The following is a 13029-nucleotide window of genomic DNA, read 5'->3' as shown; positions in this document are numbered from 1 at the left end:
GGTCCGCATGAACCGCCGACTGGACAACGACCGCACCATCCGCGCCCCTCGCGGCAGCGACATCAGCGCCAAGAGCTGGCTGACGGAAGCGCCTTTGCGCATGCTGATGAACAATCTCGATCCTGATGTTGCCGAGCGCCCGAGCGAGCTCGTGGTCTATGGCGGCATCGGCCGCGCCGCGCGCGATTGGGAGAGCTTTGACCGGATCGTTGCGGCCTTGCGCAAACTCGAAGCCGACCAGACGCTGCTGGTGCAGTCCGGCAAGCCGGTCGGCGTGTTCCGCACCCATGCCGATGCGCCGCGCGTGCTGATCGCGAACTCCAACATCGTGCCGCACTGGGCGACGCTCGATCATTTCAACGAGCTCGATCGCCAGGGCCTGATGATGTTCGGCCAGATGACGGCGGGCTCCTGGATCTATATCGGCAGCCAGGGCATCGTGCAGGGCACCTATGAGACCTTCGTCGAGGTTGGGCGGCGCCATTATGGCGGCAGCCTCGCCGGCAAATGGATTCTGACCGCAGGCCTCGGTGGCATGGGCGGCGCGCAGCCGCTTGCGGCGACCATGGCGGGGGCTTCGATGCTCGCAGTCGAATGCCAGCCGAGCCGCATCGAGATGCGCCTGCGCACCGGCTATCTCGACCGCCAGGCCGCAACGCTCGACGAGGCGCTCGCGATCATGGCGGAGGCCGCGAAGACGAAGAAGGCCGTCTCGGTCGGCCTGCTCGGCAACGCCGCCGAGATTTTCCCGGAGCTGGTGCGCCGCGGCGTCAAGCCCGACATCGTCACCGACCAGACCAGCGCGCATGATCCGATCAACGGCTACTTGCCGAAGGGCTGGACGCTCGCCGAGTGGGAAGCCAAGCGCGCATCTGATCCGAAAGCGGTCGAGCGCGCCTCGAAGATGTCGATGGTCGAGCATGTGCAGGCGATGCTGGATTTTCACGCGCAGGGCATCCCGACGCTCGACTACGGCAACAACATTCGCCAGATGGCGCAGGACATGGGCCTGAAGAACGCCTTCGATTTCCCCGGCTTCGTGCCCGCCTATATCCGTCCCCTGTTCTGCCGTGGTGTCGGGCCATTCCGCTGGGCCGCGCTGTCAGGTGATCCCGATGACATCTTCAAGACCGACGCCAAGGTCAAGGAGCTGATGCCGGACGACAAGCATCTGCACAACTGGCTCGACATGGCCAAGGAGCGCATCAAGTTCCAGGGCCTGCCCGCGCGGATCTGCTGGGTCGGCCTCGGCGATCGTCATCGCCTCGGCCTCGCCTTCAACGAGATGGTGGCGCGCGGTGAGCTGAAGGCGCCCATCGTGATCGGCCGCGATCATCTCGATAGCGGTTCGGTCGCAAGCCCCAACCGCGAGACCGAGGCGATGAAGGACGGATCGGACGCGGTGTCGGACTGGCCGCTGCTCAACGCGCTGCTCAATTGCGCGAGCGGCGCGACCTGGGTCTCGCTGCATCACGGCGGCGGCGTCGGCATCGGCTATTCCCAGCATGCCGGCATGGTGATCGTTGCCGACGGTACGCCCGAGGCTGCGAAGCGCATCGAGCGCGTGCTCTGGAACGATCCCGCCAGCGGCGTCATGCGTCATGCGGATGCCGGTTACGACATCGCGATCGACTGCGCCCGCGACAAGGGGCTCGATCTGCCGAGCCTTGCGCAGTAGCTAGCCGCTCACCAGCAGCTTCGGCATCGTCGTCTTCGCGCCGTCCATGAAGGTCTGGACGGCGTCACGGACGATGGCGTCGAGATCGGGCGGGATCGGTGTTTCGTAGATGAACTTGCGGATGGCGAGATAGAAGATGCGGCCGTGCAGGCCCCAGAACAGCTCGGTCTCGCGCTCACTCAATGAGTGCGCCTTTGCGTCGGGCAGCTTCAGCTCATGGCGCAGCTCGGCTGCCGCCGGCTCGATGATCTCACGGCGGACGATATCGAGATAGCGGCCGGTGATACCGAACGACTTCATGCCGGAGAACACGAATATCCGCACCCAATTGTACTCGAACACGCGCTCGACATAGTCGAGATAGAAGCGCGTCAGCCGCCCTTCCAGCGATTGCGAGCGGTCGCGGATCATCGACCCCCATTCGGGCGACCAGCGGCTGAGATAGACCTCCTGGTAGACGCGCTCGATCAGCGCCTCCTTGCTGGGGAAGTGGCGATAGATCGCCGAGTGCGTGATGCCCATGCGCTTGGCCAACTCGCGGGTCTGCCCTTCGAAGCCACGCTCGGCGAAGAAGCGGATCGCTTCCTCCACGATTGCGCGCTCGCGGTCGGCCGCGCGCATGTTGCGACGCTTTGGCGCGGACTTGCTACCTGTCTCGGTTCGCTTGCGAACCGGTCGCCTCGAAGTTTTCTGCAGTTTTCGGGCCATCTCGTCGCTGAATCGCACGTCTCGAGCCTTCATAGCCCAAGCCGCTTTTGTGACCAAATGGTCATTTCCTGTTGACCGGCCTCAGGAGGCATGTCAGGATTTTGAGACCAGATGGTTACAAATCTGGCATCCCGGCTGATGAGCCGGTGGATCTCGGGGAAACGGCAGTGAAGGCGAGGGCTTTCAGCTATTTTCGTGCGGCGACGATCGACCAGGCGCTGGGCGCTCATGCGCGCGCCGGGGACGATGCGCGTTTCATTGCCGGCGGCCAGAGCCTCGTGCCGGCGCTGTCGCTGCGGCTGCAGGCGCCGCGGCTCCTGATCGACATCACCCACATCGACGAGCTGCGCGGCGTCAGGCGCGAAGGCGGCCATTTGCGCATCGGCGCCCTGACGCGCCATTGCGAGATGCTGAGCGAGCCGTTGATCGCCGAGTTTGCGCCGCTCTTGCATGCCGCGGCGCCGTTCGTCGCCCATCCCGCGATCCGCAACCGTGGCACTTTCGGCGGCAGCGTCGCGCTGGCGGATCCGGCGTCCGAATTTCCCGCGATGACCTTGGCGCTGGATGCCGAGATCGAGATCGTCGGCCCCTCAGGCCGCCGGCGCGTCAAGGCCGACGATTTTTTCATCAACCTGTTCGAGACGGCGTTGGAGCCGGGTGAACTGATCACTGCAATCTACGTCCCACTGCTCAAGGCCGACCAGCGCTTTGCCTTCGACGAACTGGCACGGCGGCGCGGCGACTACGCGCTGGTCGGCTGCGGGATCATGGCGACGTGCACGGGCGAGCGCGTCGACGACATCCGCATCTCTTTCTTCTCCGTCGGCAATACGCCGACGCGGGTGAAGGGGGTGGAGCGCGCCTTGATCGGCGCGCGTCTCGATGCCGAGCGTATCGCCGCCGCGCAAGGCGCGCTCGAAGGTGATCTCGCGCCGCCCGAGAGCGACGAGGTGCCACCGGCGATGCGGCTGCATCTCGCCCGCGTCTTGCTTGGCCGCCTGCTCGGACGTCTTGGGGCGGGCGCATGAGCGGCTTCGACGATAGCCTGCTGACCGAAGCCGACGAGACGGTGCGGGTGCGCTTCGTCGTCAACGGCCGCAAGGTCGCCTGCGAGGTCGCGCCGCGTGACACGCTGGTCGATTGCCTGCGCGACAAGCTCGAGCTGACGGGCACGCATGCCGGCTGCGAGATGGGCGCCTGCGGGGCCTGCCTGGTGCAGCTCGACGGCCGCGCCGTGCATTCCTGCCTGATATACGCGGTACAGGCCGATGGCACGACGATCAACACGATCGAGGGGCTCACCGAGAGCGGTGTGCTCGCCGACCTCCAGGCCGAATTCCACCGCCGCAATGCACTGCAATGCGGCTTCTGCACGCCGGGCATGCTGGTCAACGCGCAGGAGCTGCTGTCGCGGATGACGCAGCCGAACCGTGACGAGATCCGCGACGCGCTGTCGGGCAATTACTGTCGCTGCACCGGCTACGAGGCGATCGTCGATGCCATCGATGCCGTTGCCAAAGCGCGCAGCGAAGGCGGAGGGGCGACATGAGTGCGCTGACCTCGCTCGATCGCCCGAATTCCTATATCGGTCGTTCGGTGCCGCGCCCGAACGCCAAGCGCTTGCTGGCCGGGCGGGGGCGCTATATCAGCGATCTCAAGCTGCCGCGCATGCTCCATGCCGCGTTCCTGCGCAGCCCGCATGCGCATGCGAAAATCGTCTCGATCAATACTGAGCCGGCGCGCGGGGTCGAAGGCGTTCACCTCGTCGCCACCGGCGAGGATCTCGCCAAGCTCTGCACGCCGTGGACAGGAACGCTCGACCATTTCAAGGGCATGACCTCCGCGCCGCAATGGCCGCTGCCGCTGGATCGCGTGGTCTGGGCGGGGCAGGCCGTGGTCGCAGTCGTCGCCGAGAGCCGGGCGATCGCCGAAGATGCGCTGGAGCTGATCGAGATCGATTACGAAGACCTCCCCGTCGTCGTCGATATCGACAGCGCGCGCATCGCGGGCGGTCCACTGGTCAATCCCGGCAGTGCCAACAACACCTGCTTCCGAAGTCAGCTCGACAGCGGCACTGTGGACGATGCCTTTGCGCATGCTGCACACGTCGTGGAAGAAGAATTCACGTTCGCCCGCCACACTGCGGTGACGCTCGAGCCGCGCGCGATCGTCGCGGATTACGATCCTGCCGCCGGCGCGCTCACCGTGCATCACGCCACGCAGACCCCGTATCAGTTTCAGGACCTCTATTCGCGCCATTACGGCATTCCGGAGGCCCGCGTCCGGGTGATCGCGACCGATATCGGCGGCTCCTTCGGGATGAAGCTGCATGTCTATCACGAAGACATGGCGGTGGTCGGCCTCTCGATCCTGCTCGGCCGGCCCGTGAAATACGTTGCCGATCGCATGGAGTCCTTCGTCTCCGATATCCACGCCCGCGACCATCGCGTGCGCGCCCGCATGGCGCTGAATGCCAAGGGTGAAATCCTGGCGATGGATGTGCTTGACATGACTGCGATTGGTGCGTTCTCGACCTATCCACGCACCAGCGTGGTCGAGGGCAACCAGGTGATCCGCCTGATCGGCGCGCCCTATCGCTTCAGGAACTATCGCGCCACGCTGGAGGTGATCTTCCAGAACAAGGTGCAGACCAGCCAGTACCGTGCCGTCGGCCATCCCATCGCCTGCGCCGTCACCGAACGGCTGGTGGACATGGCGGCGGCGAAGGTCGGCCTCGATCCCTTCGCCATCCGCGCGCAGAACGTCATCCCCGACGATGCCTATCCGCAGACCTCGCCGACCGGTTACCGCTTCGAGGCGCTGTCGCATCAGGCCTGCCTGAAGCGCCTGTATGAGATCATGGACTATGACGGCTTGCGGGCCGAGCAGGCAGACTTGCGCCAGCGCGGCGTCTATCGCGGCATCGGCATTGCGGCCTTCGTCGAGATCACCAATCCGAGTCCTGCCTTCTACGGCGTCGGCGGCGCGCGCATCTCCTCGCAGGATGGCGCGATTCTCAGCCTGACGCCCTCCGGCGAAATTCGTTGCATGATATCGGTCACCGAGCAGGGGCAGGGCACTGAAGCTATCATCAGCCAGATCGTGGCCGACCAACTCGGTATCGCGCAGGACCACGTCAAGGTCATCACCGGCGACACCGAGGTCACGCCGCATGGCGGCGCCACCTGGGCCTGCCGCGGCGCCGGCATCGGCGGCGAGACCGCGCTGCAGGCCACGCGCGCCCTCAAGCGCAACATCCTGGAGATTGCGGCGCTCATTCTGCAGGAACAGCCGCCCGCGCTCGACATCGCCGACGGCGAGGTCGTGGATGCCGCGACGCGCAAGCCGCGCCTGCCGATCGCCGAGATCGCGCGCATCGCCTATTTCCGCTCCGACACGCTGCCGCCAGGCACGCAAGCGCAGCTCACCGTCAGCCACCATTTCGCGCCGCAGGGCTATCCCTTTGCCTTCACCAACGGCATCCAGGGCTGTTCGCTGGAGGTCGATGTCGAGACCGGCTTCATCAAGCTCTTGAAGCATTTCATCGTCGAGGATTGCGGCCGCGTCATCAATCCGATGCTGGTGGACGAGCAGCTCCGCGGCGGTATCGTGCAGGGGCTTGGTGCGGCGCTGTTCGAGGAATGCCGCTACAGCGACACCGGTCAGCTTATCAACGGCTCGCTCGCCGATTACCTCGTGCCGATGCCGATGGAGATGCCCGACATCGTCATCGCCCATGTCGAGACGCCGACCGGCGACACCGAGCTCGGCGCCAAGGGCGTCGGCGAGGCCGGCACCGCGGCGGCGTCCGCTTGCGTGCTCAACGCCGTCAACGACGCGCTCGCGCCGTTCGATGCCACGATCAATTCGATCCCGATTACGCCCGCAAAAGTCCTGAAGGCCCTGAAGCGCTTCTAGAAGAGACAATTGAAAAAGACATTGGAGGACATCATGCCCAAATCCGGTTCGACGTCGAAGATAACCCGCCGCAGCGCGCTCGCCGGCCTCTCGGCCAGCGCAGCCCTGCTCGCCATGCCCCGGATTGGCCGCGCGGCCGACGAGACGATCCGCATCGGTTTTCCGACGCCGCTGACCGGTCCGTTCGCCGCGGAAGCGCGCGATCAGGTCAAATGCGCCGAGCTCGCGGTCAAGCTCGTCAACGACAAGGGCGGCATCGGCGGCCGCAAGGTCGAGCTCCTGGTACGTGACGACAAGCTCAATGCCGGCGAGGCCGCGACGCGCACGCTGGAGCTGATCGAGAAGGACAAGGTCCATGCCGTGGTCGGCGCGCTCTCCAGCGCCGTGCAGCTCGCGGTCAACGAGGTCACCCGCGCTCGTGGTGTGATCTACGTCTCGATCAGCCAGTCGGACACCATCAACGAAGCCAAGGATTTCAGCAAATTCACCTTCCATGAGGCGCTCAATCCGCACATGACGACCGCAGCGGTGGCGCGGCAGACCCTGAAGAAGGGCATGAAGGTTGCCCATCTCGTTGCCGACTATGCCTATGGCCATGAGATGCTGCGCGGCTTCAAGCGCGCGCAGGCGGCGATCGGTGCTGACAATGTCGGCGAGATCCTGCATCCGTTCGGCGCCGCCGACTACTCCACGTTCATGCCGCGCCTGATGTCGATGCGGCCGGATGTGCTGTGCATCTCCAATTTCGGCCGCGACCAGGCCAACGCGATCAAGCAAGCCGTGGATTTCGGCGTGAAGCAGCAGATGAAGATCGTCGTGCCCGTCATCCTGCACAACCAGCGCCTCGCGGTCGGCCCCGAGGTGTTCGAGGGCGTAGTGGGCGGCGCCAATTACTATTGGGGCTTGGAAGCGCAGAGCAAGTCGGCGGCCGCCTTCAACGCGGCGTTCAAGGCCGCCAATGGCGGCGCGATCCCGACCGATTACGGCGCCTACGGCTATTCCGGTGTCGGATCCCTGCTGGCCGCCATGCAGACGGCCGGCGGCACCGATACCGACAAGGTCGTCGATGCCCTGGAGAAGCTGCAATACGATCTGACCAAGGGCCCGCAGCATTACCGCAAATGCGACCATCAGTCGGTGCAGTCGGTGCTGGTGCTGGAGTCCAAGAAGAAGTCGGCGATGGCTGGCGAGAACGATCTGTTCGCCATTCTCGCCAACGAGGCCGGCTCCGACGACATGCTGCGGACCTGCAGCGAGCTCGGCCACGCCACTTAATATCTGCACGATGGACCTGTCGCTGATCATCATGCAGCTTCTCTCCGGGATCGCCCTTGGGGCGGTCCTGGTGATCACTGCGCTCGGCCTCACGATCGTGTTCGGCATGCTCGGGGTGGTGAATTTCGCTCATGGCGCGCTGTTCATGATCGGGGCCTATGCAGGGCTCTATCTGGCCTCGCTCACCGGCAGCTTCTGGTGGGGCCTGCTGCTCGCGCCTATTTTGATCGGCGCCTTCGGCATGGTGATCGAGTTCGTCCTGATCCGCAGGCTCTATGGACGTTCCATCGACGATCCGCTGCTGCTCACCTTCGGCCTCAGCTACATCCTGGTCGAGGGCGTGCGCATCGTGTTCGGCAGCGACGGCATTCCGTTCCCGACCCCGCCGCAGCTGATCGGCGTGCTGGATCTCGGCGTCGGCATCTTCCCGCGCTACCGCCTGTTCGTCATCGTGCTGGTGGCTGTGGTGCTGCTGGCGCTCTGGCTGACGCTGGAGAAGACCCGGATCGGCCTGATCGTGCGTGCGGGTGCGCGCGATCCCACCATCATGCAGGTGCTCGGTGTCGACATCGGCCGGGTCTGGCTCGCGATCTTCGGCCTCGGCGTCGGCCTTGCCGCGCTGGGTGGCGTGCTCGCAGGGCCCATGCGCAGCGTCAATCCGGAGATGGGGTCGCTGGTGCTCGCCGAGGCCTTCGTCGTCACCGTGATCGGTGGCCTCGGTTCGATCGTCGGCGCGGTGGTGGCCGGGCTCATGGTCGGCGTTTCCATCAGCCTGGTGGCGCTGTTCGCGCCGGAAATGGCGACCATCGTCATGTTCGCGCTGATGGCTGTGGTGCTGCTGATCCGCCCGCAAGGGCTGTTCGGCGTGAGAGGGAGGACGGCGTGACGCGCCCTTCGAGCGGCGAGGTTCTCGCCAAGCCTGCCACGAGCGGGCTCGACCGGATTCTCGATCACCGCGTGCTGCTCTCGATCGCCGTGCTGGCTGTATTGCCGTGGCTGCTGCCGTCCAAGGCGCTGGCGGTCAACGTCCTGATCTACGGCGTCGTGGTGATGGGCTACAATCTGCTGTTCGGCTACACCGGGCTGCTGTCGTTCGGTCAGGCGGCGTTCTTCGGCGCGGGGGCCTACTTCACCGGCATTGCGATCGGCCGCTACGGCGTGCCCTGGTTTGTGGCCGTGCCGATCGCCGTGCTGCTCAGCACCTGTCTTGCTGCCCTGATCGGTATCGTCTCGACGCGCACCCGCGGCATCTATTTCTCCATGGTGACGCTGGCGCTGGCTCAACTCGTCTATTACGTGGCGCTCCAGGCCGCCTCGTTCACCGGCGGCGAGAACGGCCTGCGCGGCTTCACGGTCGACCGCGTCAACCTGTTCGGCCTGCAGGTCAACTTCCTCGATCCCGTCAACAAATACTACGTGCTGATGGCCTTCGCAGGCTTGGCGATGTGGGTCCAGTCGCGCATCCTGAACTCGCCGTTCGGCGCCGTCATCGAGGCGATCCGCGAGAACGAGCAGCGGGCGCGGGCCTGCGGCTACGACGTCGAGCGCAGCAAGCTGGTCGTGTTCATGCTGTCGGGCGCGATCTCCTCGCTCGGCGGCTGCATGCTGGCGCTGCATCTGTCGATCGTGCCGCTGGACATCCTGCATTACCAGACCTCCGGCATGATCGTGATGATGGTGCTGCTCGGCGGTGCCCGCAGCTTCTTCGGACCCTTCGTCGGCGCGGCGAGCTTCCTGATCCTGGAGGATGTCATCTCGCTGTGGACGCCGCATTGGCAGATCTTCGTCGGCGCGATCTTCGTGCTGTTCGTGCTGTTCCTGCCCAAGGGCATCTGGGGCACGCTGCTCGATGTGCTCGGCATCGGAAAGGCGCGGCGATGAGCAGTGAACTGCTTCGCGCCGAAGGGATCGGCAAACGCTTTGGCGGTTTCGTCGCGCTCGAAGGCATCACCGTGTCGTTCGCTGCCGGCCAGCTCACCTCGATCATCGGGCCGAACGGCGCCGGCAAGAGCACGTTCTTCAACATCCTCTCCGGCGCGCTGACGCCGACGTCCGGCAAGCTGCATTTCAGGGGCCGGGAGCTGAACGGCCTGCCGCAGCACCGCTTCGTGCACCAGGGCATCTCGCGCTCCTACCAGATCACGAACATCTTTCCCGACCTGTCGGTGCATGAGAACGTGCGGGTCGCGGCGCAGGCGCTGACCGTGAGTTACGACATCTGGCGCAACCGCACCCGGCTGTCCGAGCTGCATGCGCGTGCCGATGCTGCGCTCGCCGCGGTCGGATTGCTCGGCAGGCGGAACGAACTGGCAAAATTCCTGGGGCACGGCCAGCAGCGCGCCCTGGAGATCGCGATCGCGCTGGTCTCGGAGCCGGAATTGCTGCTGCTGGACGAGCCGACCGCCGGCATGGGGCCGGAAGAGACCAAGGATATGGTCGCGCTGCTGGAGCGGCTCGCCGACAAGCGCACCGTGCTGCTGGTCGAACACAAGATGAAGATGGTGCTGGGCCTGTCCAAGCGTGTCGTGGTGCTGCATCACGGCCGGCTGCTCGCGGACGGCGCGCCGGAGGAAATCAGGAGCAACCCGGACGTCCGCCGGGTCTATCTCGGACAGAGTGAAGGCTATGGCTGAGACCGCATTGCTCGACATCGAGAACCTGCACGCCTGGTACGGCGCGAGCCACGTCCTGCACGGCATCTCGCTGCATGTGAAGGAGGGCGAGGTGGTCGCCCTGGTCGGCCGCAATGGCGCCGGCAAGACCACGACCTTGCGGGCCGTGATGGGCCTGATGCCCAAGGCGACGGGCCGCGTGCGGTTTGCCGGCAAGGAGGTTCTGCCGCTGCGCGCCCATCAGCGCTTCCACCTTGGCCTCGCTTACGTGCCCGAGGAGCGGCGCATCGTTCCCGGGCTGACCGTACGCGAGAACCTCCGGCTCGGCCTCGTCGCGGCCGGCAGCGATATCGAGGAACGAGCCGCGATCGACGAGATCGCCGAAACCTTCCCGCGCCTGAAGGAGCGGCTCGACCAGGAGGGCGTCACGCTCTCCGGCGGCGAGCAGCAGATGCTGGCGATCGCGCGGGCGCTGATCGCAAAGCCCAAGATGATCCTGCTGGACGAGCCATCGGAGGGCATCATGCCCGTGCTCGTCGAGGAGATGGGCGTGCTGTTCCGCCGCCTGCGCGACGAGGGCAAGACCCTGCTGCTGGTCGAGCAGAACGTCGAATGGGCGCTGCGGCTCGCCGACCGGGCCGTGATCATCGACCAGGGCGAGGTCGTGCACCAGAGCAGCGCTGCGGCGCTGCTCGCGGACAAGGACGTCCAGGAACGCTACTGCGCGGTGTGATGCGAAAGCATGATCCCGAAAAGTGCGAAGCGGTTTGCCGGAAAGATCGTGCGCAGAAAATAGACTAAAGCGCGATGACTAAATTTCGTCGCGCTTCAGGCCACGACCTTGGCTCCGCCGCCGTCGAGGCGCTGGCGTTCATCCGCCAGATAGTCGGCGATCGCATCGGCCGGCATGGGCTTTGCGAAATAGTAGCCCTGGATGAAATCGCAGCCGAGCCGGCGCAGGCTGTCGAGCTGGGCGCGGGTCTCGACGCCCTCGGCGACGCAGGCGATCTCCATGTCGTCGCAGAGGCCCGCAAGCGATTTGATGATCTTGTGGCTCACCGGATTCTCGTTGATCTCGGCGACGAAGCTGCGGTCGACCTTGATCTTGTCGAGCGGCAACCGGTGCACGTGGCTCAATGACGAATAGCCGGTGCCGAAATCGTCCAGCGAAATGCCGCAGCCCATCGCCTTCAGCGTTGCGATCGACTGCTGCGCGCGAACGAAATCGAAGGTGACGGCCGTCTCGGTGATCTCGAAGTCAATCCGGTGCGGCGACAGACCGCTTTTCTCGATGATCGAGATCAGCGGCAATATGCCCTCGGCGGCACAGACGTCGTGAGCGGACAGGTTGAACGACAGGCGGATGTCGTCGGGCCAGGTCCTGGCCGTGGCGAGCGCGCGCGCCAGCAGCGCCTGGGTCAAAGGGCGGATCAGGCCGATGCGCTCGGCCGCGGGAATGAAGTCGGCGGGAGAGACCCAACCGAGGCGGGGGCTGTGCCAGCGCGCCAGCGTCTCGAAACCCGAGGTGTGCTCGCTCATGGCATCGACGATCGGCTGGAAGACCAGCTCCATCTCGGCGCCGAAATCGGAGGTGCGCAACAGGTTCTCGATCACGCCGCGACTGCGGATCTCGGCCTCGAGCTCGCTGGAGAAGGTCACGGTGCGGCCCCGCTGATGACGCTTGGCATGGTACAGCGCGTAGTCGGCACATTCGTAGAGCGCTTCCGACGTCGTCGCGGAGTCCGGGAAAACTGCGAAACCGATCGAGCAGGACAGCCCGGTATGGGCGGTGTCGAGCTGGTAGGGCAGCTTGACCTGACTCCCGATGCGCTCGCCGAGCCGCGTCAGGTCCGCATCCTCGGGGTCGCCGCAGACAACGAGGCCGAACTCGTCACCGCCAAGCCGGGCGAATTCCACCCGCTGCGGGCCAAAGCCCTCGCAAACCTCGCGGATGCGCCGGCCGGCCTCGATCAGGACCCGGTCGCCGACCGAGTGGCCGTAATTGTCGTTGATCGGCTTGAAGCCGTCGAGGTCGATGATTCCGACCGCGACGCGGACGTGCCTGCGCTCGGCGTCGGCAAAGGCGCTCGACAGTTCGGCGAAGAAGCGGCGGCGGTTCGGCAGCTCGGTGAGGGAATCGAGATTGGCGAGGCGGAAGTTCTCGTCCGAGAGCGCCTGCGTCGCGGCCTGTTGTGCAAGCAGCGATTTGCGGCTGGCGACAAGATCGGCGAAATCGCGGTAGTAGATGAACAGCACCGTCACCATCGCGCCGGAAACGAGGAGATTGTTGACGGCGATCGCCTTCAGCGTCGGCTCGCCCGTCGCGAAGAAGAACAGCACATAGGGTATGTCGACGATCAGCGTCACGATCAACGCCGCCGAGCGCAGATGCATCAGCGAGAAGATGCAGCCGATCACGGTGACCGCCATGTAGAAGGCGACCTGGCTCTTGGCGAACGGATCGCCGTAAGGGTAGAGCGCGAAGGACCAGGCGGTGAAGCCGGCGCCGATCGGCAGCGTCAGCCAGTTGGTGGCGCGCAGATTGCGCAGGATGTCGGCGTCGCTGCGTACGAGGTGACGCTGGCGCAGCCACCAATAGGTCCGCAAGCCTGCGAGCACGGTCAACACGGTCGGCACGATCATCGTCAGCCAGTTCGGCGCCACGTTCACATAGGTGTAGGCGACGGCGATCGTGTTGCTCATGAGGATGAAGTAGAGCAGCGGGACTTGCTTGGAGAAGGCGTCGAACTGCGCCCGCATCAGGTCCGGGTTGTCTGCGGGAACGCGAAACAACCGGATTGCGGCGGCAAGATGAGACTTCAAATCGGCAACAGGCAT

General features: G+C 65.2%; 11 protein-coding genes. 9 read left to right on the top strand and 2 right to left on the bottom strand.

Features of this window, described 5'->3' with window-relative positions:
* Positions 1 to 7 precede the first annotated feature (7 nt).
* Positions 8 to 1678: a urocanate hydratase gene (hutU, locus tag XH83_RS26410; protein WP_194403608.1), complete on the top strand. Its 1671-nt coding sequence runs from the start codon at positions 8 to 10 to the stop codon at positions 1676 to 1678.
* On the opposite strand, the gene XH83_RS26405 is transcribed toward hutU, so the two are convergent.
* On the bottom strand, positions 1679 to 2299 hold the full coding sequence (locus XH83_RS26405) for a TetR/AcrR family transcriptional regulator (RefSeq protein WP_194403607.1): 621 nt from the start codon (positions 2297 to 2299) through the stop codon (positions 1679 to 1681).
* Positions 2300 to 2553: 254 nt separating this feature from the next.
* Between XH83_RS26405 and XH83_RS26400 the strand changes: the two genes are divergently transcribed.
* The 8 genes from XH83_RS26400 to XH83_RS26365 are packed head-to-tail and all read left to right on the top strand — an operon-like array spanning position 2554 to position 10924.
* Positions 2554 to 3414, top strand: a complete 861-nt coding sequence (locus XH83_RS26400; RefSeq protein WP_194403606.1) for a xanthine dehydrogenase family protein subunit M — start codon at positions 2554 to 2556, stop codon at positions 3412 to 3414.
* Complete coding sequence (locus XH83_RS26395) at positions 3411 to 3935, top strand: (2Fe-2S)-binding protein (RefSeq protein WP_194403605.1); 525 nt, start codon at positions 3411 to 3413, stop codon at positions 3933 to 3935. Before XH83_RS26400 ends, XH83_RS26395 begins: the two co-directional genes overlap by 4 nt.
* Positions 3932 to 6304 (top strand): xanthine dehydrogenase family protein molybdopterin-binding subunit, encoded by a 2373-nt coding sequence (locus XH83_RS26390; protein ID WP_194403604.1) that lies wholly within the window; start codon positions 3932 to 3934, stop codon positions 6302 to 6304. The genes XH83_RS26395 and XH83_RS26390 overlap by 4 nt, the downstream gene beginning before the upstream one ends.
* A gap of 33 nt (positions 6305 to 6337) precedes the next feature.
* Positions 6338 to 7579 carry an ABC transporter substrate-binding protein gene (locus XH83_RS26385; protein WP_194403603.1) on the top strand — a complete coding sequence of 414 codons (1242 nt, stop codon included), beginning with the start codon at positions 6338 to 6340 and terminating at the stop codon, positions 7577 to 7579.
* A 10-nt stretch (positions 7580 to 7589) separates the two neighbouring features.
* The gene (locus XH83_RS26380; RefSeq protein ID WP_194403602.1) at positions 7590 to 8465 is read left to right on the top strand and encodes a branched-chain amino acid ABC transporter permease; all 876 of its coding nucleotides are present in this window, start codon (positions 7590 to 7592) and stop codon (positions 8463 to 8465) included.
* On the top strand, positions 8462 to 9460 hold the full coding sequence (locus XH83_RS26375) for a branched-chain amino acid ABC transporter permease (RefSeq protein WP_194403601.1): 999 nt from the start codon (positions 8462 to 8464) through the stop codon (positions 9458 to 9460). The genes XH83_RS26380 and XH83_RS26375 overlap by 4 nt, the downstream gene beginning before the upstream one ends.
* Positions 9457 to 10212: an ABC transporter ATP-binding protein gene (locus tag XH83_RS26370; protein WP_194403600.1), complete on the top strand. Its 756-nt coding sequence runs from the start codon at positions 9457 to 9459 to the stop codon at positions 10210 to 10212. Before XH83_RS26375 ends, XH83_RS26370 begins: the two co-directional genes overlap by 4 nt.
* A complete protein-coding gene (locus XH83_RS26365) occupies positions 10205 to 10924 on the top strand; it encodes an ABC transporter ATP-binding protein (RefSeq protein WP_194403599.1) in 720 nt (239 codons plus the stop codon). The genes XH83_RS26370 and XH83_RS26365 overlap by 8 nt, the downstream gene beginning before the upstream one ends.
* Positions 10925 to 11019: 95 nt before the next feature.
* On the opposite strand, the gene XH83_RS26360 is transcribed toward XH83_RS26365, so the two are convergent.
* The gene (locus tag XH83_RS26360; protein ID WP_194403598.1) at positions 11020 to 13029 is read right to left on the bottom strand and encodes a bifunctional diguanylate cyclase/phosphodiesterase; all 2010 of its coding nucleotides are present in this window, start codon (positions 13027 to 13029) and stop codon (positions 11020 to 11022) included.

This window comes from Bradyrhizobium sp. CCBAU 53351, from assembly GCF_015291745.1.
GTDB lineage: Bacteria > Pseudomonadota > Alphaproteobacteria > Rhizobiales > Xanthobacteraceae > Bradyrhizobium.
Note: the sequence above shows the minus strand (reverse complement) of the source record. Positions and strands in the feature narration are given on the sequence as shown.

Coding starts and splice junctions, on each gene's coding strand:
- hutU (WP_194403608.1), top strand. CDS start 8: ATGAACCGCCGACTGGACAACGACCGCACCATCCGCGCCCCTCGCGGC.
- XH83_RS26405 (WP_194403607.1), bottom strand. CDS start 2,299: ATGCGCGCGGCCGACCGCGAGCGCGCAATCGTGGAGGAAGCGATCCGC.
- XH83_RS26395 (WP_194403605.1), top strand. CDS start 3,411: ATGAGCGGCTTCGACGATAGCCTGCTGACCGAAGCCGACGAGACGGTG.
- XH83_RS26390 (WP_194403604.1), top strand. CDS start 3,932: ATGAGTGCGCTGACCTCGCTCGATCGCCCGAATTCCTATATCGGTCGT.
- XH83_RS26385 (WP_194403603.1), top strand. CDS start 6,338: ATGCCCAAATCCGGTTCGACGTCGAAGATAACCCGCCGCAGCGCGCTC.
- XH83_RS26380 (WP_194403602.1), top strand. CDS start 7,590: ATGGACCTGTCGCTGATCATCATGCAGCTTCTCTCCGGGATCGCCCTT.
- XH83_RS26370 (WP_194403600.1), top strand. CDS start 9,457: ATGAGCAGTGAACTGCTTCGCGCCGAAGGGATCGGCAAACGCTTTGGC.
- XH83_RS26365 (WP_194403599.1), top strand. CDS start 10,205: ATGGCTGAGACCGCATTGCTCGACATCGAGAACCTGCACGCCTGGTAC.
- XH83_RS26360 (WP_194403598.1), bottom strand. CDS start 13,029: ATGCCTGTTGCCGATTTGAAGTCTCATCTTGCCGCCGCAATCCGGTTG.